At 74.9% G+C, this 18,983-nt stretch carries 15 protein-coding genes; 7 read left to right on the plus strand and 8 right to left on the minus strand.

Annotation, left to right across the window (positions count from 1 at the left end):
* The first annotated feature begins 101 nt into the window (after nucleotides 1-101).
* Complete coding sequence (locus FGE12_RS11105) at nucleotides 102-818, plus strand: serine protease (protein ID WP_153866412.1); 717 nt, start codon at nucleotides 102-104, stop codon at nucleotides 816-818.
* On the opposite strand, the gene FGE12_RS11110 is transcribed toward FGE12_RS11105, so the two are convergent.
* The 5 genes from FGE12_RS11110 to FGE12_RS11130 form a co-directional block, all read right to left on the minus strand.
* Complete coding sequence (locus FGE12_RS11110; protein WP_153866413.1) at nucleotides 815-1,441, minus strand: hypothetical protein; 627 nt, start codon at nucleotides 1,439-1,441, stop codon at nucleotides 815-817. The genes FGE12_RS11105 and FGE12_RS11110 overlap by 4 nt on opposite strands.
* 41 nt (nucleotides 1,442-1,482) lie before the next feature.
* Nucleotides 1,483-2,751 (minus strand): hypothetical protein, encoded by a 1,269-nt coding sequence (locus FGE12_RS11115; RefSeq protein ID WP_153866414.1) that lies wholly within the window; start codon nucleotides 2,749-2,751, stop codon nucleotides 1,483-1,485.
* Nucleotides 2,752-2,760: 9 nt separating this feature from the next.
* Nucleotides 2,761-3,642 carry a hypothetical protein gene (locus FGE12_RS11120; RefSeq protein WP_153866415.1) on the minus strand — a complete coding sequence of 294 codons (882 nt, stop codon included), beginning with the start codon at nucleotides 3,640-3,642 and terminating at the stop codon, nucleotides 2,761-2,763.
* Nucleotides 3,643-3,858: 216 nt separating this feature from the next.
* The gene (locus FGE12_RS11125) at nucleotides 3,859-4,425 is read right to left on the minus strand and encodes a DUF99 family protein (RefSeq protein WP_153866416.1); all 567 of its coding nucleotides are present in this window, start codon (nucleotides 4,423-4,425) and stop codon (nucleotides 3,859-3,861) included.
* 12 nt (nucleotides 4,426-4,437) lie between these two features.
* Complete coding sequence (locus FGE12_RS11130; protein WP_153866417.1) at nucleotides 4,438-5,049, minus strand: hypothetical protein; 612 nt, start codon at nucleotides 5,047-5,049, stop codon at nucleotides 4,438-4,440.
* Nucleotides 5,050-5,192: 143 nt separating this feature from the next.
* Here FGE12_RS11130 and FGE12_RS11135 point away from each other — a divergent pair, with 143 nt between their 5' ends.
* Nucleotides 5,193-6,014: an NAD(P)-dependent oxidoreductase gene (locus FGE12_RS11135; protein ID WP_153866418.1), complete on the plus strand. Its 822-nt coding sequence runs from the start codon at nucleotides 5,193-5,195 to the stop codon at nucleotides 6,012-6,014.
* Between the two features lie 21 nt (nucleotides 6,015-6,035).
* Here the strand turns inward: FGE12_RS11135 and FGE12_RS11140 are convergent, their stop codons facing one another.
* Complete coding sequence (locus FGE12_RS11140) at nucleotides 6,036-7,838, minus strand: histone deacetylase (protein WP_153866419.1); 1,803 nt, start codon at nucleotides 7,836-7,838, stop codon at nucleotides 6,036-6,038.
* An 84-nt stretch (nucleotides 7,839-7,922) separates the two neighbouring features.
* Here FGE12_RS11140 and FGE12_RS11145 point away from each other — a divergent pair, with 84 nt between their 5' ends.
* From FGE12_RS11145 to FGE12_RS11165, 5 genes are all read left to right on the plus strand, one after another.
* Nucleotides 7,923-9,662, plus strand: coding sequence for a M14 family zinc carboxypeptidase (locus FGE12_RS11145; RefSeq protein ID WP_153866420.1), 1,740 nt, complete (start codon nucleotides 7,923-7,925; stop codon nucleotides 9,660-9,662).
* Nucleotides 9,663-9,789: 127 nt separating this feature from the next.
* On the plus strand, nucleotides 9,790-11,856 hold the full coding sequence (locus FGE12_RS11150) for an ATP-binding protein (RefSeq protein WP_194797793.1): 2,067 nt from the start codon (nucleotides 9,790-9,792) through the stop codon (nucleotides 11,854-11,856).
* 52 nt (nucleotides 11,857-11,908) lie between these two features.
* A complete protein-coding gene (locus tag FGE12_RS11155; protein WP_153866422.1) occupies nucleotides 11,909-12,553 on the plus strand; it encodes a YafY family protein in 645 nt (214 codons plus the stop codon).
* A gap of 19 nt (nucleotides 12,554-12,572) precedes the next feature.
* On the plus strand, nucleotides 12,573-14,069 hold the full coding sequence (hflX, locus tag FGE12_RS11160) for a GTPase HflX (protein WP_153866423.1): 1,497 nt from the start codon (nucleotides 12,573-12,575) through the stop codon (nucleotides 14,067-14,069).
* A gap of 60 nt (nucleotides 14,070-14,129) precedes the next feature.
* A complete protein-coding gene (locus FGE12_RS11165; RefSeq protein ID WP_153866424.1) occupies nucleotides 14,130-14,597 on the plus strand; it encodes a cupin domain-containing protein in 468 nt (155 codons plus the stop codon).
* Here FGE12_RS11165 and FGE12_RS11170 read toward each other — a convergent pair whose 3' ends face one another.
* Entirely contained in the window at nucleotides 14,598-17,651 is a 3,054-nt protein-coding gene (locus FGE12_RS11170) for an AAA family ATPase (RefSeq protein WP_153866425.1), read from the minus strand.
* Entirely contained in the window at nucleotides 17,648-18,832 is a 1,185-nt protein-coding gene (locus FGE12_RS11175) for an exonuclease SbcCD subunit D (protein ID WP_153866426.1), read from the minus strand. Before FGE12_RS11175 ends, FGE12_RS11170 begins: the two co-directional genes overlap by 4 nt.
* Between the last annotated feature and the right edge of the window lie 151 nt (nucleotides 18,833-18,983).

Genomic DNA, 18,983 nt, shown 5'->3' on the forward strand with positions numbered 1-18,983 from the left:
CGCACGCCCGCTCTCCGGCCCGGCGCGAACGCAGATTCCGGGGCATGCACATCGTTCTCCCCTGAGCGCCCCTTCACGGCGCGCACTCTGGGGAGAGGGACATGACCTTGTGGTACCTGTCGCGCCAGGCGGTGGCTGCCCTCCTCGGGCTCGCCGTGACCCTCGCCTTCCTCATCGCCTGCTCGCCCACGCAGCCGGACTTCCAGACCGCGGCCCGCGCCCCGGCCGCCGCCCCCGCCGCTGACGAGACCCAGGCGCTGCGCGAGGCCACCCTCACCCTGCTGCCCGCCCGCTGCCAGGGCGTGGTGGTGGAGGACCCGCAGAGCGCGCTCACCGCCGCCCACTGCGTCGGCGAGGAGGAGCGCAGCCTGCAGGTGCAGCTGAGCGATGGCCGGGTGGTGGAGGCCGAGGTCGCCCGGGTGGACCGCCCGCACGACGTGGCCTTCCTCCGGCTCGAGGCCCCCGCGGGCGTGGCGCCCTTGCGTGTCGCGAGCGCCCTGCCCTTCCCCGGCGCGCCCCTGCGCTTCATCAGCAGCCGCCACCACGCCGGTGAGCTGCAGCAGGTGAGCCTCGTGCGCCTGGGGCGCTGCCCCTCGCTTCCCGAGGTGCCCGCCGCGCTCTTCACCAGCCTGCGCGGCGCGCCCGGCGACTCGGGCGCGCCGGTGGTAGACGCGGCGCTGCAGGTGGTGGGGCTGGTGCACGGCGGCGCGCGCTGCGCCATCGCCGCGCCCACCGCGGGGCTCGCGCCGGCGATTGCCTCGCTCGCCGGCCCGCCTCCGGCCCGCCAGCTCGCGCGCCGCGGGCCGCCCGGCCGCTAGGAGGGCGTGGGAGCTCCAGAGGCCGCGGCGGCGGTCGCGGGCTTCGCGCGCAGCGCGAGCACCACGCCCAGCAGCGTCAGGAGCCCGCAGGAGAGCGCGCCACCCAGGACGAAGGCGGACGGCGCGGCCACGTACGCCGCGGCGAGCAGGAGCGCGGCGCCTCCCGACTGGAACGCGGCACCGGCCACGCCGACGCGGCGCTCGTAGTGCACCTCGCCCACCGCGCTCTCCGGGTGGCGCGCGATGCGGTCGAAGAGCCAGAGGTTGTGCAGGTGGCGCTGGATGATGTGCAGGCGCGAGAACACGAATGCGCCCAGCACCAGGTCCAGCGCCGCGAGGTCGTCGGGACGGCCCGTGGAGAGCATGCTCCAGCTGGCGACGTAGAAGACGGCGCCTCCCACCCCCAGCGTGAGCAGGAAGCGCCACGACCACCAGCGCCGCTCGTCCACCACCTTGCGGAACAGGGGGTTGAGCTCGTAGCTGCCGCTGATGCGAATCACCTGCGCCGCGCGGCGCTGGCGCACCCGCTCCCCGGCGATGGTGAGCAGGAAGTCCAGCGAGTGCAGCGTGCAGAAGAGGAGGCACGCCACGGGCGGGAGGCGCAGCAGGTCGAGCAGGTCCATGGGCGCGCAGCCTAGCGCAGGCCGCGCGCCCGCCCTTCGGCTCAGGGAGGCGTGGCGGCGCCCAGCGCGTCCTCGGCCTGCTTCACGTCCTTGCCGAACTCGTCCAGGTGCGCCTGCTTCTCCGGGCTCTGCCACTCGGCGTCCGAGAAGGCCGTGAGCGGGTAGCTGCGCGCGGTGTACACCGGGCCCAGCTGCGCGGAGAGCAGCTCGCGGTCGGGGTCTCCGGACTCGAGCAGGAGGAAGCCCTCCACGTCGCGCAGCCGCAGCGGCTGGCGCGGCGCCCCGTCGCGCAGCAGCTTGCCGAAGACGGTGAAGCGCGCCTCCTGCGCGCCCTGCGCGAGCTCCTCGTTGAAGGTGACGTACGCGAAGGGCTGGCCCGCCGCATCGTCCACGCGGCCCGCCAGCACGTAGCGGCCGGCCTTGCGGACCTGGAGGCCCACGTACAGCTGCAGCGAGCCGCCCTCGAGCGCCTCGCGCACCCGGCCGGTGAAGGTGGCCGGAGGGCTCGGCGTGTAGAGGATGTCGAAGCCTGCGGCCGCCTGCACGCCGGCGGCGCGCACCTGCAGCGCCACGCGCAGGTTGCCCGAGAACATGGCGAAGCCCTGGCGCGAGGGCTGGAAGCTCGCGCGCAGGGAGCCGTCGGGCGCCTCGGCGAAGGGCACCGGCACCGGGCTGAGCGCGGCGCTGCCCGCCACGTAGTCCGGCTCGCTCGCGAGCGCGGAGAGCACCTCGCAGCGCTGGGCCGCGCCGCGCGCGTCCTCGCACGCGACGCTCAGCTCCACGCTCTCCTCACCCGCCACGAAGACGCGGCTCTGGCGCAGGCGCAGTTGCAGGTTCGTCTCCTCGCCGGTGGCCGAGCGCACGGGCACCTCGCGCTCGGGGGCCGCCGGGTGCACCTGGTCCGGCTGCTCGGAGATGGGGCGCGACTGCGGCGGGTAGCGCGTGGCCTCGCGGTAGCTGTCCAGCGTGTGGCGCGCGCGCTCGAGCCGGCGCTGCCACAGCTCGCGCCGGGCCTCGGGTGAGGTGGGCTCGCCGTCCTCCGGTGCTCCACCGCTCGGGTCCGGTGAGGCGGGCGACGTGGCGAGCACGCCCGCGCCTACGGGCGCGAGCCGCGCCGGCCCCTTCCCCGGCGCAGGCGCAGGCGTCGCTGCGGTGGACGCGGCGCCGGCGCTCGCCTCCGCGCCGCCCTCCTCGGCGGGCGAGCTGCCCGTGAGGGAGAGGAAGCCCGCGAGCGCGCCCGCGAGCAGGAGGGCGCCGCCGAGGACGAGGGCGCCGCGGCGGCGAGAGGAGGGACGGGAGGACGGGCTCATGGCGCGGGGCTAGAGGGCGTAGGCAGCCGCGTCCGCGCGCACCTTGGAGACGATGCCCTCCCAGTTGCCGTTGGCGTAGTGGTTGTACGCCTCGTTGTCGTCGCGGAAGTCCACGGTGTGGAAGCTCCACTTCGCCGCGCCGCCCTCGCAGGCGTTGGTGCCCAGCGTCAGGTCGTTGCACAGCCAGTCGCTCGGGTTGCAGTAGCTGCCGCCGCTGCTGCCCGAGACGCCGCCGGTGGAGTGGTAGGCCACGGCCTCGTCGTCCTGGCCGGGGAGGATGCCGGAGTAGGCCGTGCCCTTGGCGCCCGCGAACATGTAGAACCACTTCGAGGTGGTCGCGTTGTGGTTGTAGAGGGCGCGCGCGTTGGTGGTCTTGAGGTCCGTCACCAGCGGGTCGCTCGTGGCCCAGGAGCCGCTGTCCGCGAGCTCGCTGCCGCCGCCCGCGCCGCTCGCCACGTCCACCCACTTGATGTTCCAGCCCGTCTGCGTGGTGCCATCCGTGTTGCCGCACACGCCGCTCGAGTTGGGCACCGCGTTCTTCTTGTAGCGGGCGCTGGTGCCGTAGAGGCTGAGCGCGTAGCCGATCTGCAGGTCGCCGGCCGAGTGCGCGGCGATGTAGCACCAGTTGCTCCCGGTGCAGAAGCAGTCGAGCGCGTCGCGGATGCGGTAGTTCTGCCCGCCGATGCGCTGGCGCCCGTCCCAGTTCACGGCCTTCTTGTTCACGCCGGCCGCGGTGGAGGCTGGCCCCCAGTAGCTGAAGTCCGCGTAGTTGCCCGCCTGCGTGCTGCCGCCGTTACGGCCGTGGATCCACAGCGTGTAGTTCGTGGCCGAGGCCTGCGAGGCGCTGAGCAGGGACACGGCGAGGACGGCGGCGAGGGGGAAGGCTCTCATGGCGACAGCTCCGGCGCTGCGTGGGGAGCTCCGCACCGGCCCGATGCCGGCCTGCGGAGCGGCGCGCAGTTTGACCCGGGAATCAGCGAGGTCCGAAGCCCTTCGCCGGGGCGCACGTCGCTTTCGCAACACAGTTGCAATGACGCAGCGCGGCCGACGCGCGGCGTCACAGAGGGAGAGGTGGAACCCGAGGGGGGAGGCAGTGTCGGGAAGGCGTCAGGCGCGCCGGCCGCTCTCGCCCTGCACCACCGCGCCGGCGACGAGGTGCGCGAGCCGCAGCGCCTCGGGCACGTGGCCGCGGTCGGTGAGGCGGGGCAGCGCGCGCGCCACGTCCTCCGGGGAGGCGCCCTGCACCTGGAACACGAAGCCGCCCAGGGAGTGGATGGGACCCGCGCGCGCGAGCAGCGCGCGCCGCCGCGCCGCGCCCGGCAGGTGCTCGAGCGCCCGGTGCACGGCGTCCAGGTCGGGCGCGCGCCGCATCAGCGCGACGCAGGGGCGCTGCACCCGCGCGGAGAGCTGCTGCAGGTCCACCACGTTGAAGCCGCCGAAGGCGAGCCCGTCCAGGAGCACCAGGTGCAGCTGGGGCAGGAACTTGCCGGGCAGCAGCAGCCGGCACAGCACGTCCGTGGCGTTCCACCCGTCGCGCCGCACGCGGCCCCAGACGAGGCCCTCGAAGCGGGTGGCGCTGCACACCGCGCCGGCGAGCGGCACGGAGGCGCCCGCGCGGTGCGGCGCGGGGCCGTCATCGAAGCCGATGACGCGGGGCTGGGGCGGCAGGCGCAGGGGGCGGGAGCGCTACTGGTTCGTGGTGGTGCTGCGCAGCGCGGTGGCGGTGGGCTTGGGCGCGTCCTCGTGCTTCAGCTCCTCGGCGAGCTCCGGCTCGAGGCGCTCCAGCAGGTGCCACTCCATGGCGAGGTCGCGCTGGTACCAGCCCTTGGCGGGGGCCGCGCCCTGCCCCTTCTTCGAGAAGATCATCCCGCCGCCGCCGCCTCCGCCCGAGGAGCCGCTGTCGCGCTGGTACTCGTGGTTGCCCATGGAGGGGTGCGAGTCCACGTTGCCCACGGTGGTGTAGTTGATGTTGTAGATGCGCACGATGAAGCGCCCCTGGCCCATGTCCTTGCCCACCACGAGGAAGCGGCGCAGCTGCGTGCCCATGTCCTCGGAGGCGTAGACCTCGGTCCACGGCGTGCTCATCACGTAGCGGCCGGCCTGGTCCTCGTTCACGGTGAAGCCGCGCGCCTTGAGCAGCGCCTTGGCCTCGGCCCACACCTTGGGGGGCGGCGCCACGTAGATGAACTTCGCCGCCTCCGCCTCCAGGCGCTGCTCCTGGCGGTTGCCTGCGCACCCGGCCGACAGCAGTCCCAGCGCGAGCAACAGCATCCGCGGTCGCAGCGAAGAGGGCCTCATGCTCAATCAACGCGGAGCGCGGGCGGCCCATATCGGCGCAAGGGGTGTACGGAGGTGCACCCTGGACTCCGGATTTGCCCCGCTTGCGGCTATGAAGGGGCGCCCCACCCTCAACACCCCACCACGCCTGGAGCGAGCGCCGCATGTCCACCCTGCGAGGAAAGACCCTGTTCATCACCGGCGCGAGCCGCGGCATCGGCAAGGCGATTGCGCTGAGGGCCGCGCGCGACGGGGCGAACATCGTCATCGCCGCGAAGACCACCGAGCCGCACCCGAAGCTGCCCGGCACCATCTACACGGCGGCCGAGGAGATCGAGCGGGCGGGCGGCAAGGCGCTGCCCTGCGTCGTGGACATCCGCAGCGAGGAGCAGATCCAGGCCGCGGTGGCGCGCGCCGTGGAGACCTTCGGCGGCATCGACATCCTGGTGAACAACGCGAGCGCCATCAGCCTCACCGGCACGCTGGACACGCCGCTCAAGCGCTTCGACCTGATGCACGGCATCAACACGCGCGGCACCTTCGCGTGCTCGCAGGCGTGCATCCCGCACCTCAAGCGCTCGAGCAACCCGCACATCCTCAACAACAGCCCGCCCCTCAACATGGAGGCGCGCTGGTTCGCCCCGCACGTGGCGTACACCATGGCGAAGTTCGGCATGAGCATGTGCGTGCTCGGCATGGCCGAGGAGCTGCGCTCGGACGGTATCGCGGTGAATGCCCTCTGGCCGCGCACCGTCATCGCCACCGCGGCGGTGCAGAACCTGCTCGGCGGCGACGACACCATCAAGGGCTGCCGGCTGCCGGAGATCATGGCCGACGCGGCCTACGCCATCCTCACCCGCCCCAGCCGCTCCTTCACCGGCAACTTCTGCATCGACGAGGACGTGCTGCGCTCGGAGGGCGTGACGGACTTCTCGAAGTACCAGGCCGTGCCCGGCGCCGAGCTGCTGCCCGACTACTTCCTCTGAGGCACGACCTGCCCCGCGCCGCTAGCTGCGGGGCTGCACGTGCAGCGAGTGGCCGTCCACGGTGAAGCGCGCGCGCTCGCGGGCCTCGGCGATGGCCTCCCGGTCCCCCACGTCCGCCTGGGTGAGGGCCACCAGGTCCGAGGGCTCCCAGGTGTAGGGCTGGCCGTCCAGGTGCACGCGCCCCTCGGCGACGAGGCGGGTGGCCTCGGCGAGGGGAAGCGCGGCGAGGTCGCGGCACAGGGCCTCGAAGCGGCCCTGGCGCTCGGGGTCGAGGAAGCGGTAGCGGCGGCGGGCGAGCGCCGCGAGGTGGACCCACATGGGCCGGAACGCCACCCCGAGCAGCCCCTGGCGCTCGGCGAGCACGGCGAGCATCGCGTCCATCTCGCGCGCGAGCCCCAGGCCCGGCACCTCCTGGCCCGGCAGCTGCGGGCGCACGGGGCTGAAGTGGGCGCGCGGGTGGCGCAGGGAGAGCCAGTTCACGAACAGCACCTCCCCTTGCGCGAAAGGCCGGCGCTCCAGCACGCAGTCGATGAGCAGGTGCTCCCGGCCCTCGGCCCACCCGAGCAGCTGCACGCGCGTGCCCGTGCCGGTGCCGCCCACCTCCACGCGCAGGCGGCCGTAGCCCAGGCGCTCCACCTGGGTGAGCAGCCCGTAGCGGTAGAGGATGTACTCGAGGCCCTGCGCGCTGTATCGCCCCAGCAGCAGCGGCTCGCCCCCGGAGTCCAGGCCGAGCGTGCCGTCCAGCTCCGCCTGGGTGATGAGCACCTCGTCCTTCGGCTGCTCCTGGCGCAGCAGGCGCGCGAGGTGCTGGTAGCGCGCGCTGAGCGGGTCGAAGCGCCGGCGGATGCGCTCGCGGCCGCGGCCGGTGAGCGCGAGCGCGGTGCCGGCGAGCACCCGCCACGCGTCCGCGTGGTAGCCGCCGCCCGGAAGCCACACGCTGGGCACCCCCGCGAGCGCCGCGGCCACCTGCAGGTCGCGCTGGCGCGCCCCGTCCAGGCTCAGGCCCAGCCGGCCGAAGCGGTCGTCGGCGAGCACGTCCCCACCGGCGAGCACGAAGGCGAGCGCGGGGCGCGGCATGCGCGAGAGCAGCCCCGCGAGCGCGCGCAGGTAGGTGGCATCGTCGCAGCGCTCCGGCAGCCGCGTCTCGTCCGCCCCCGGCAGCGCGCCCCAGTCGCTGCCGGACAGCGAGCCCACCCACGCGCGCGCGTCCCCGAGCGCGGCGAAGCACTCCACCGTGCCGTCCGGCGGGTGCGCGTCCAGGTCGAGCACCGCCACCTGCCCCTCGAAGCCCTCGGCGCGAAGCGCGGCCACCGCCACCGCCACGTCGTTGAGGACGCAGAAGCCCCCGCCGCGCGCGGGCGCCGCGTGGTGGAAGCCGCCGGCGAGGTTGAGCGCGGGCCCCTTGCGCGCGAGCGCGTGGCGCGCCGCCGCGAGCGTGCCCCCGCAGGCGAGCCGCACGCTCTTGAGCAGCTCGCCGCGCACCACGTCGCTGGGCTCCACCGCGTAGATGCGCGCGAGCGTCTCCGGGCGGCCGAGCGACTCGAGGTAGCCCTCGGTGTGCACGCGCGCCACGGCCTCCCAGGAGATGGGCTCGGGGCGGTGCACGTCCGGGGGCGCCACGGCGCCCGTCTCCAGCAGGTACCAGGCGGTGAAGTCCACCGTGCGCAGCTCGATGCCGATGCTGGACTCCAGCCCGTTGAGCGGGAGGCGGTAGGCCTCGTCGTAGAGCACCGGCAGGGGCACGCGCGCACGGGGCCACAGCCGCGCCGCGCCCCGGCGCAGGGCGTGCGCGAGCGCTGCGGGGCGGGAGGCGGCGGGCGGCATGGACGCGATGCTCCCTCGCAGGAGGGCACGGGGGAAGTGCGGTGTTCCCCACTGCTCGGCCGCGGTCTAGGTTCGCCGGACGCCATGCTCCTCCCGCTCCTGCTCGCCTCCGCCCTCGCCGCCCAAGCTCCTCTCACCACGGAGGCCGAGCGCAGCGGCTTCACGCGCACCGGCCGCTACGAGGAGGCCGCGCAGCTGTGCCGCGCCTTCGTGCGCGCCTACCCGGGCCGTGCCCGCTGCGACACCTTCGGCACGAGCCCCGAGGGCCGCGCGCTGCTCGCGCTCGTGGTGAGCGCGGACGGCACCCTCACCCCCAGGGCCGCGGCCGCGAAGCAGCGCCCCGTGGTGCTCTTCCAGGGCGGCATCCACGCCGGGGAGATCGACGGCAAGGACGCCGGCTTCTGGCTCCTGCGCGACCTGCTGGACGGCAAGGCCGCCCCCGGCGTGCTGAAGCAGGTGACGGCGGTGTTCGTGCCCATCTTCAACGTGGATGGCCACGAGCGGTTCGGGAAGAACAACCGCCCCAACCAGGTGGGCCCCGAGGAGATGGGCTGGCGCGCCACGCGGCAGAACCTCAACCTCAACCGCGACTACGTGAAGGCGGACGCGCCCGAGATGGTGGCGATGCTCGGCCTGCTGCACACGTGGGATCCGCTCGTGTACCTGGACCTGCACGTGACGGACGGCGCCAAGTTCCAGCCGGACGTGTCGGTGGGGCTCGAGCCCTCGCGCAGCGGCGCGGCCGGCCTGCGCCCCCTGGGGCTGAAGCTGCAGCAGGAGCTCTTCGCGCAGCTGAAGGAGCAGGGCCACCAGCCGCTGGACTTCTACCCCTCCTTCCGCGGCGAGCTGCCCGAGACGGGCTTCGCGTACAGCGTGGCCCCGCCGCGCTTCAGCCACGGCTACTGGGCGCAGCGCAACCGCTTCGGCATCCTGGTGGAGACGCACTCGTGGCGCCCCTACGCGCACCGGGTGAAGACCACGCGCGACATCCTGCAGGACCTCCTCGGGCTCGTCGCGCGCGAGGGCGCCGCGCTGCAGGCGACCACGGCGCAGGCGGACGCGGCGGAGCGCGCGGGCGAGGTGCGCGAGGCGGTGCTCGCCTGGGAGAACACCGAGAAGCAGGTGACGCTGCCCTACCTCGGCTACGCGTACACGAAGAGCCCCTCGGTGGTGACGGGCGAGACCGTGGTGTCCTACGACGACACGAAGCCCGAAGTGTGGAACGTCCCCTACTTCCCCGACGTGCGCCCCTCCGTCACGGTGAAGCTGCCGCGCGCGGGCTACCTCGTGCCGGCGGCGCACGCCGCGTGGGTGAGGCGCAAGCTGGAGGCGCACGGGCTGCAGTACCGGGTGCTCGCGCACGCGCTCGCGCCCCAGCCCTTCGAGGCCTTCCGGGCAAAGGAGGCGAAGTTCTCGCCCACCTCCTTCGAGTCCCACCAGCCGCTCAAGCTGGAGGGGCAGTGGGCGAAGGAAACGCGGGGCCTGCCCGCCGGCAGCCTCTTCGTGCCGGTGGCGCAGCCGGGCGCGCTGCTGGTGGCGCACCTCTTCGAGCCGCAGGGGGCGGACAGCCTCGTGGCCTGGGGCTTCTTCAACCCGCACTTCGAGCAGAAGGAGTACATCGAGGACTACGTGCTCGAGCCCTTCGCGCGCGAGCTGCTGGCGAAGGACCCCGCGGTGAAGGCCGAATGGGAGCAGAAGCTCAAGGACCCCGCCTTCGCCAAGGACGCGCGCGCCCGCACCCGCTTCTTCTTCAGCCGCCATCCCGCCTACGACGCCGAGCTGAACCTCTACCCGGTGCTGCGCACCGACGAGGCGCCGCGCTAGCGCGGGGGGGACGTTGGTTGCGAGACAGTGCACGGGCCGTGGGGGGCACACCCGCGGCTGATCGGGGAGAGTGCCCCGAGGAGCCAGGGGGCGGGCGAGCCCCCCGCGCGCCCCCACGACGATGCCCTTGCTGGACGAACTCCCCGAAGCCGCAGCCGCTCCCGTGACGCCCGCGCGCGCGGGCGCGCCGCGCGCCGTGCACGAGAACCTGCGCCGCATCTTCACCGAGGCGCCCGCGGCGATCGCCATCCTGCGCGCGCCGGACTTCCGCTACGAGCTGTCCAACGAGCGCAACGACTGGCTCGCCGGAGGCAAGCGGCTCGAGGGGCTCACCATCCGCGAGGCCCTGCCGGAGCTGGAGGCGCAAGGGCTCGTCGCACTGCTCGAGCAGGTGTGCGCGACGGGCCAGCCCTTCTACGCCCAGGCGCTGCCGGTGCAGGTGCGCCAGGCGGACGGCCACTTCAAGCAGCTCTACCTCAACGGCACCTACCAGCCCTTCACGGGCGAGGACGGCCGGGTGCAGGGCGTCATCGCCTTCGCCTACGAGGTGACGGACCAGGTGCTCGCGCGCCAGCGCGCCGAGGCCGCCGAGGCGAGCACCGCGCTGGTGGCCAACAGCGTGCCGCAGATCATCTGGACGGCCGGCGAGGCGGGCCAGGCCGACTTCGTCAACCAGCGCTGGTACGAGTACACGGGCCTGAGCCGCGAGGAGCCCTTCGAGGCGGGGCGCCTGCGCGCCATGCACCCGGACGACGCGGCAGGCGCGGAGGCCGAGTGGACGCGCTGCCTCGCAGCGGGGCGGCCCTACGAGGGCGAGCTGCGGCTGCGCCGCGGCTCGGACGGCAGCTACCGCTGGCACCTGGTGCGCTGCCATCCGCTGCAGGACGCCACGGGCCGGGTGGTGCGCTGGGTGGGCAGCAGCACGGACATCGACGACCGCAAGCGCGAGGAGGAGGACTCGCGCTTCCTCGCCGAGACCAGCGCCCTGCTGGGCGCGGCGCTGGACGTGCAGGCCACCCTGAAGACGCTCGCGGAGCGGGCGGTGCCGCGGCTCGCGGACTGGTGCCTCGTGGACCTGGTGGACGGCGCGGAAGGGGCGCCCCGGCGGCTCGCGCTCGCGAACGCGGACCCGGCCCGGGTGGCGGAGGCCGAGGCCTTCAGCCGCACCCATCCGCTCGTGCCCTCGGCGAGCGCAGGCGTGATGGCGGTGCTGCGCAGCGGCCGCGCCGAGCTCTACCCGGAGGTCACGGACGCGCTGCTCGGCGCGGTGGCGCGCGACGAGGTGCACCTGCAGGCGCTGCGCGCGGTGGGCGTGTGCTCGGTGATGGTGGTGCCGCTCACCCTGCGCGCGCGCACCTTCGGGGCGCTCACCTTCGTTTCCCTGCAGAACCCGCGCGGCTCGGGGCGGCGCTTCGCCGCGCGCGACCTCGCGCTCGCGCAGGCGCTCGCGGACCGCACGGCGGTGGCGGTGGAGAACGCGCGCCTGTACCGCGACGCGCAGGCCGCGGTGCAGCTGCGCGACGACTTCCTCTCGGTGGCGGCGCACGAGCTGCGCACGCCCCTCACCCCGCTGCAGCTGGGCCTGCAGAGCCTGCAGCGCAGCGCGCGCCGCGGCCTGCCCCCCGAGCAGCTCGACGAGAAGCTCGGCACCCTGGGGCGCCAGGTGGGCCGCCTGGAGCGCCTGGTGAGCAGCCTCCTGGACGTCTCGCGCATCAGCGAGGGGCGGCTCGCGCTGGAGCCGCGCGAGCTGGACCTGGGCGCGGTGGCGCGCGACGTGGCCGAGCGCTTCGCGGAGCAGGCGGCTCAGCTGGGCAGCACCCTGAGCGTGGAGGGCGAGGCGAGCGCCCCGGTGCACGCGGACCCCCTGCGCATGGACCAGGTGGTGGTGAACCTCGTCTCCAACGCCCTCAAGTTCGGCGAGGGGCGGCCCGTGCAGCTGCACCTCTCGCAGGACGCGAGCACCGTGGAGCTGCGCGTGCGCGACGAGGGCCTGGGCATCGCCCCCGAGGACCAGGAGCGCATCTTCGGCCGCTACGAGCGCGCCGTGCCCAGCCGCCACTACGGGGGCCTGGGCCTGGGGCTGTGGCTCAGCCGGCAGCTCGTGGAGGCCATGGGCGGCAGCATCGCGGTGCAGAGCGCGCCGGGCCAGGGCGCCACGTTCCGGGTGCGGCTGCCGCGCGCGACCGCGCCCTGAGCGCACGCGTCCGGCGCGCACAGGCTGGCAGGAATGTGTCAGCTTTGAGGGCATGCACCGCACCGAGCGCCTCTTCGCCCTCGCCGAGTACCTGCGCGCCCGCCGCACCGGCGTCACCGCCGAGGCGCTGGCCGAGCGCTTCGGCGTCACGGTGCGCACCATGTACCGGGACCTGGACGCGCTGCGCGCCGCCGCGCTGCCGCTGAGTGCGGAGCGGGGGCGCGGCGGCGGCTACGCGCTGGAGCGCAGCTACAGCCTGCCGCCGGTGAACTTCACTCCGCGCGAGGCGGCGCTGCTGTGCGCGCTGGGCCGCTTCGCGAGCGACATGCGCCTCATCCCCTTCACCGAGACGCTGGGCTCCGCGCTGGACAAGGTGCGCGCCGCGCTGTCCACCTCCGCGCAGCGCGAGCTGCTCGAGCGGCTGCGCGAGCTCGCCTTCCTCGGCGTGCCCGCCTTGCCCGCGTCCAAGGCGGTGCGCGAGGCGCTCGAGCGCGCCTGGTTCGAGCAGCAGCCGCTGCGCATCACCTACGTGGACGGCAACAAGCTGGAGACCACCCGCGAGGTGCAGGTGCAGGGGGTCATCATGGACCGCCACGAGACGCGCATCGACGCGCTGGACCTCGCCAAGGGCGAGCGCCGCCAGTTCCGCCTGGACCGCATCGCGCGCGCCGAGGTGCTGCGCCCCACCCCGCGCTGAGGCGTGCTACAGGCGCTGCATGTCGAACCGCTCCCCCTCCCCGCGGCCGCGCGCCGTGCTCGTCGGCGTGCAGCTGCCCGGCGTCTCCGACACGGAGCACGCCGCGGACCTCGCCGAGCTCGCCCGCCTGGTGAAGACCCTCGGCTACGACGCCGTGGCCACCGTGTCCCAGCGCCGCACCGCGCTCGCCGGAGGCACGGTGCTGGGCAGCGGCAAGCTCAAGGAGCTCGCCCAGCTCACCGGAGGCAGCGGCGTGGTCGCCCCGGCCGCACGCGCGGCGGCCTCCAAGGCGCGCGAGCGCTGGGAGGCGGCGGCGCACGGTGCAGCGTCGGGGGCGGCGTCCGGCGAGGCTCCTGCGGGCGAAGCGGAGGAGGACGGCGACGACCCGGACCCCTTCGGCTTCGATGCCGACCCGCACGACGAGGAGGACGAGGGGGTGCCCGGGGAGGGCGGGATGCTCGCGGCCACGGTGGATCCGGCCGAGCGCCCCACGGTGGTGGTGGTGGACCACGAGCTGTCGCCCAGCCAGCTGCGCAACCTCGAGAAGGCCACGGGCGCGCAGGTGCTCGACCGCACGGGCGTCATCGTGGACATCTTCCACCGCCACGCGCGCAGCCACGAGGCGCGCATGCAGGTGGAGATCGCCCGGCTCAACTACATCGCGCCGCGGCTGCGCGAGTCCACCGGCGGGCGCGAGCGGCAGCAGGGCCGCGGCGCAGGTGACTCCGCGGTGGAGCTGGACCGACGCAAGATCCGCGATCGCCTCGCCGAGCTGCGCGAGGGGCTCGCCGCCATCCAGAAGGACCAGGACCAGCGCCGCTACGCGCGGCGCGACCAGCTGCGCGTGGCGCTGGTGGGCTACACGAATGCGGGCAAGAGCTCGCTCATGCGCGCGCTCACCGGCAGCGAGGTGCTGGTGGCGGACCAGCTCTTCGCCACCCTGGACACCACCGTGCGCGCGATGCAGCCGGAGACGCGGCCCCGCGTGCTCGTCTCGGACACCGTGGGCTTCATCCAGAAGCTGCCGCACGACCTCGTCGCCTCCTTCCGGTCCACGCTGGACGAGGCGCTCGAGGCCTCGCTGTTGCTCTACGTGGTGGACGGCTCGGACCCCACCTGGGAGACGCAGCTGGGGGTGACGCGCTCGGTGCTGAAGGAAATCGGCGCGGACGCCGTGCCCAGCCAGCTCGTCTTCAACAAGGTGGACCGCCTCACGCCCGAGGCGGAAGGACTGCTGCGCGAGCGCCACCCCGAGGCCCTGCTGCTCTCCGCGCACCGCCCCGCGGACGTGGGCCTCCTGCGCGAGCACATCCTGCGCACCTTCGCCGCCTCCATGGTGGAGGCCGAGCTGCACATCCCCTACGCGAGCCAGGCGCGCCTCGGCGAGGTGTACGAGCACACCACCGTGCTCTCCGAGGCCTACGACGAGCACGGCCGCACCCTGCGCGTGCGCGGCCTGCCCGGCGCCATCGCCCGCCTCACCCGCGCCTTCGGCGCCCCGGCGCGCGGAGGCTGAGGCCGCGCGCGTCGGGGCGCTTCGCTAGAGTGGGCAGAGCTCTCTCTGGAGGTACACCCGATGAAGGTCGTGCGGACGAACGAGGTGCCCTGGGCTGACAACCTGAAGCGCGGCGCGTATGCGAACCGGCGCAAGGACCTGGGCGGCGAGCGGCTCAACTGCGGCCTGTGGGAGCTCGCCCCGGGCAAGAAGTCCTTCCCGCTGCACGCGCACCAGGTCACCGAGGAGGCCCTCTTCGTCATCAGCGGCCGCGCCCAGGTGCGCACCCCGGAGGGCCTCACCCCCATCGGCCCCGGCGACTACGTGTCCTTCCCCGCGGGCGGCGTCGCGCACCAGCTCATCAACGACGGCACCGAGCCGCTCGTCTACGTGGGCATGTCCGCGACGCAGGGCGTGGACGTGGTCGAGTACCCCGAGTCCGGCAAGGTGGCCGCCGCCGTGGGCCGCCCCGGCGCGTACAAGCGCTTCCTCGTGCGCACGAAGGACCAGCCCGACTACTTCGACGGGGACAAGGACGCGCAGGAGTAGTCAGGCGCGCAGGGCGACGGTGGAGCCGCGCGGACCGCGGCTCACCGTGAGCCGGGTGGGGATGCGCTCCTTCAGCTCGCTCACGTGGCTGATGAGCCCCACGAGCCGCCCACCCGCGCGCAGGTCCTCGAGCGTGCGCATCACCAGGTCCAGGGTCTCGTCGTCCAGCGTGCCGAAGCCCTCGTCGATGAAGAGCGCGTCCAGCTGCACGCCGCCCGAGCGCCGCGTCACCACGTCTGCGAGCCCCAGCGCGAGGCTCAGGGAGGCGAGGAACATCTCGCCGCCGGAGAGCGAGTGCACGAAGCGCTCGGTGCCCGCGTGCCGGTCCAGCACCTTGAGGTCCAGGCCGGACTGGCGCCCGCGGTGGCGCACGTCGTTGGTGCGCTGCAGCGCGTAGCGGCCGCGGCTCATGCGCAGCAGGCGCTCGGAGGCGGCCACCGCCACCTCGTCCATGCGGCTCGCGAGCACGAAGCGCTCCAGGCTCATCTTCAGCGCGTTCTCCCCGGCCACCATCTCCGCGAGGCGCCCCAGCACCCGCAGCCGTCCCTCCAGCTCCGCGTAGGAGGCGTCCTGCTCGCCGATGCGCGCGCGCGCCTCCTGGAGCTGGGTGAGCTCCGCGCGCGCTGCCTCGCGGGCGCCGAGCACGCCCTGCGCATGGGCCGCCGCCCGGGCCGCGCCTTGCGCGAGCGCCGCGAGGTCCGGCGCCTGCCGCCCCTCCACCCGCGCCGCCCCGTCCTGCACGCTCTGCTCCGCCGCGGCGAGCGCGCGCTCCAGCGCCTCGAGCTCGCCGCGCGCCCGCGCCTCCCCCTCGGGCGCAAGCCCCGCGCGCCGCGCCTCGGCCACGTCCGCGAAGCCCGCCCCCTTCGCGTCGCGCAGGAGTGCGGCGTCCAGCTCCGCGAGCTGCAGCACCGCCTCCGCCTCGTCCTGCGCCGCGCGCTCCAGCGCCGCGCGCGCCACCGCGAGCCCCTCCTCCACCCGGCGCTCGCGCGCCTCCAGCGCCTCCAGCTGCGAGGCCAGCGCCACCTGCTCGCGCTCGAGCGCCGCGCGCTGCGAGGCCACCGTGTGCCCGGGCAGCAGGTGCGCTTCCAGCCTGCGGCCCAGCTCCTCGCTGTGGTGGCGCGCCCCTTCCGCCTCGCGCGAGGCCTGGGCCTCCGCGTCGCGCGCCGCCGCGAGCGCGCCGTCCGCCGCCTCGCTCGCCGCGAGCACCTGGGCGCGGCGCGGGGCGAGGGTGCGCAGCGCCTCGGTGGCCGCCTGCGCGCTCGCGGCCTCCGCGACGCGCTCGCGGGCGAACTGCTCCACGTCCGCGAGGGGCAGCTCGGCAAGCGCCCCCAGCGCCGCCGCCAGCGCCTTGCCCTGCTCGAGCGTCACGTCGTGGGCGCTGCGCGCGCTCGCGAGCCCGGCCAGCGCCTCGGACTGCGCCTGCGCGGCGCGCTGGGCGGCCGTCTCGGCCGCCTGCACCTGCTCGGGGCCCGCGCCATCCGGCGCCGGCAGCGCAGGGGCCGGGTGCTCCGCGGAGCCGCACACGGGACAAGGGTGGCCGGGGGTGAGCGAGGCCGCGAGCTCCGAGGCGAGCCCCGCCTCGCGCGCCGCGCGCACCGCCAGGAGCGCCGCGTCCGCGCGCGCGGCCTCCTCCTGGGTGCGGCGCGCGGCCTCCTCGGCCGAGCGCATGGCGGTGCGAAGGCTGCGGATGCGCCCGCGCAGCTCCTCCAGCTGCCGCCGCTCCTTCGCCCGCGCCTCGGCCTCCTTCAGGGCCGCGGTGCGCTCGGCGGCGCCCGCGCTGCCCGCCTGCGCCGCCGTGAGCTGCACGTCCAGCGCGTGCAGCTCCGCGCGCAGGCGCTCGGCCTGCCCGCTCGCGCGGGTGAGGGCCTGGCGCGCGCCTTGCGCGCGGGCCTCGGCAGCCCGCGCCGCCTCGCGCGCCGCCGTGGCCTCGGCCTCGGTGTCCACCAGCCCCGCGAGCACGCTGTGCGCGGTGGTGAGGCGCGCGAGCTCCGCGCGCTGCGCGGGCACGCCCCGCATCTGGGCCGCCACCGCCTCGCGCTCGGCCTCCGCCTCGCGCAGGTGCCCGGAGGCCTCGGTGCGGCGCGCGCGCAGCTCCCCCTCGCGCTGCGCCTGGGCATCGCGCAGCGCGAGCGGCGCGAGCAGCGCCCGGGCCCGCTCCGCCTCGGCGAGCCGCCCGCGCAGCCGCGCGGCGTCGGGGGCGCGCTTGCGCTGCGCCTCGCGCTCGGCGAGCGCCCGCGCGTGCGCCGCGAAGGCCTCGGCGAGCTGCTTGCCTTGCGCGTGCGCCCCTTCCGCCTGGGCGCGCGCGGCCTCCGCCTCCTGCGCCTCGGCCTCGCGCGCGGCGAGCGCCGCCTCGAGCGCGAGGACGCGCGCCTCCAGCGCCTCCACCGTCTCCACCCCGCAGCGCTGCAGCTCGACGCCCCGGCGCGCCTGCGCCCCGCGCGCCCCGTCCTCCAGCTTGCGCCGCTGCGCGCGCAGCTCGTCCTGCACGTCCTCGTAGAGGCCCGTCTTGAAGAGGCGCTGCAAGAGCTCCGCCTTCGCGTCCGAGCTGGCGAGCAGGAACTCGCGGAACTCCCCCTGCGGCAGGAGCAGCACCTGCTTGAACTGCTCCATGCTCAGGCCGATGAGCCGCTCCACGTGCTGGGTGACCTCCTTCACCCCGCTCGCCAGCAGCGCGCGCTCCTCGTCCCCCTCCAGCGCGTAGAGGAAGGCCTGCGCCGCCTGCTCCACCGTGCCCTCGCCGCGCTTCTTCGGCCGCTCCTGGGTGGGCACGCGCCGGGCGCGGTAGGCCTGGCCCGCGAACTCGAAGTCGAAGCTCACCTGGCACAGGTCCTCCTGGGCCTGGGTGCAGCGCAGCTCCGGCTGCTTCGCCTCGGCGCGCGCGCCGGGCAGCCCCCCGAAGAGGGCGAAGCACATGGCGTCCAGGAGCGTGGTCTTCCCAGCGCCCGTGGGCCCCTCGATGAGCACGAGGTTCTGGCCCTGCAGGCGCCGGAAGTCCACCTCCACCGGCCCCGCGAAGGGGCCGAAGGCGCACAGCTTGAGCAGCCGCGGCTTCATCGCGTGGGCTCCGCGCCGGCGCCGCGGCTGCGCAGCAGGTTCCCCACCGCCTCCTCGAAGGCGCGCAGGTGCTCCGGGTCCGGCTCGCTCGAGGGGTCCACGTACTTCCAGAAGCCCGAGAGCAGCGCGTGGGTGTCCTCGAGGCGCGCCACCTCGCGCGGCGCGGGGCCCGCCTCGGGGTTGCCCACCCCCACGAGGTAGCGCGGCATCGCGGTGAGCAGCAGCGGGAAGCGCTGGCGCAGCCGGCTCGCCACGTCGATGAGGTAGCCGGTGTCCGTGTACGTGGCCTCCACGTAGGCGCCTTCCGCGAAGGCGAACTGCGGGTCCTTGAGCAGCGCGTCGAAGGAGCCCTCCAGGCGCACCACGTCCCGCAGGGGGTTGAGCGCGAGCTGCTGCACGCGCGCGCGGCCGCCCTCGATCTCCACGAGGCTCAAGCCCTTCTGCTGGCGCGCCTCGCTGAAGGCGTACTTGAGGGGGCTGCCCGAGTAGCGGATGTCCTCGCGGCCGCCCACGCCCTGCGGCGCGTGCAGGTGTCCGAGCGCCACGTAGCTGAAGCCCTCCAGCGCCTCCACGGACACGTGCGCGGCGCCGCCCACCACCAGCGGCCGCTCCGAGTCCTGCGACTCCTGGCCTCCGGCGGCGAAGAGGTGGCCTACCAGTACGCTGTTCTGCACCCCCGAGGCGGCGCAGGTAGCGCGCGCCGCCTCGAGCGCCGCGCGCACGGCCGCGTCGTGCGTGCGCAGCGAGTCGTCCCCCAGCTCCAGCCGCGCCGCCTCCGGCTCGGTGTAGGGCAGGCAGTACACGTGGCCCGCGTGCGCGCCCTGCCCCACCGGGATGGGCCGCGCGCGCGCGCCGAAGCCCGTGCGCAAAAAGAGCCGCCCCTGCTCGAGCAGCGCCGCGCCGAAGCCCAGGCGCTCGGCGCTGTCGTGGTTGCCGCTGATGGCGATGAGCGGCACGCCCAGCCCCTGGGTGATGCGGGCCGCGAAGTCGCTGAGCAGCCGCACCGCCTCCTCGGGGGGAATGGCGCGGTCGTAGACGTCCCCGGCGATGACCAGCGCGTCGACCCGCTCGCTCCGGCAGGCCTCGTAGACCTGCTCGAGGACGTGCTCCTGGTCCGCGAGCAGCGAGACGTCACACAGCCGCCGCCCCAGGTGCCAATCCGACGTGTGCAGCAGTCGCATCCGGTGTCGCTCCCTCAGTCCCGCCCTGCACGCCCGTTCATATCCCGCCTCCGGGGTCCGGGGGCAGGCTCCACGCACGCCCAGCCGCTCTCCTACCGGGCAGGTCCGACATGTCGCAGAGGAGCGCCCTGAGTGCCCGACTTCCCAGCAA

The organism is Aggregicoccus sp. 17bor-14 (assembly GCF_009659535.1).
In the GTDB taxonomy this organism is placed as follows: Bacteria; Myxococcota; Myxococcia; order Myxococcales; family Myxococcaceae; genus Aggregicoccus.

Coding starts and splice junctions, on each gene's coding strand:
- FGE12_RS11145 (WP_153866420.1), top strand. CDS start 7,923: ATGCTCCTCCCGCTCCTGCTCGCCTCCGCCCTCGCCGCCCAAGCTCCT.
- FGE12_RS11115 (WP_153866414.1), bottom strand. CDS start 2,751: ATGAGCCCGTCCTCCCGTCCCTCCTCTCGCCGCCGCGGCGCCCTCGTC.
- FGE12_RS11110 (WP_153866413.1), bottom strand. CDS start 1,441: ATGGACCTGCTCGACCTGCTGCGCCTCCCGCCCGTGGCGTGCCTCCTC.
- FGE12_RS11105 (WP_153866412.1), top strand. CDS start 102: ATGACCTTGTGGTACCTGTCGCGCCAGGCGGTGGCTGCCCTCCTCGGG.
- FGE12_RS11165 (WP_153866424.1), top strand. CDS start 14,130: ATGAAGGTCGTGCGGACGAACGAGGTGCCCTGGGCTGACAACCTGAAG.
- FGE12_RS11130 (WP_153866417.1), bottom strand. CDS start 5,049: ATGAGGCCCTCTTCGCTGCGACCGCGGATGCTGTTGCTCGCGCTGGGA.
- FGE12_RS11135 (WP_153866418.1), top strand. CDS start 5,193: ATGTCCACCCTGCGAGGAAAGACCCTGTTCATCACCGGCGCGAGCCGC.
- FGE12_RS11170 (WP_153866425.1), bottom strand. CDS start 17,651: ATGAAGCCGCGGCTGCTCAAGCTGTGCGCCTTCGGCCCCTTCGCGGGG.
- FGE12_RS11140 (WP_153866419.1), bottom strand. CDS start 7,838: ATGCCGCCCGCCGCCTCCCGCCCCGCAGCGCTCGCGCACGCCCTGCGC.
- FGE12_RS11155 (WP_153866422.1), top strand. CDS start 11,909: ATGCACCGCACCGAGCGCCTCTTCGCCCTCGCCGAGTACCTGCGCGCC.
- FGE12_RS11175 (WP_153866426.1), bottom strand. CDS start 18,832: ATGCGACTGCTGCACACGTCGGATTGGCACCTGGGGCGGCGGCTGTGT.
- FGE12_RS11120 (WP_153866415.1), bottom strand. CDS start 3,642: ATGAGAGCCTTCCCCCTCGCCGCCGTCCTCGCCGTGTCCCTGCTCAGC.
- hflX (WP_153866423.1), top strand. CDS start 12,573: ATGTCGAACCGCTCCCCCTCCCCGCGGCCGCGCGCCGTGCTCGTCGGC.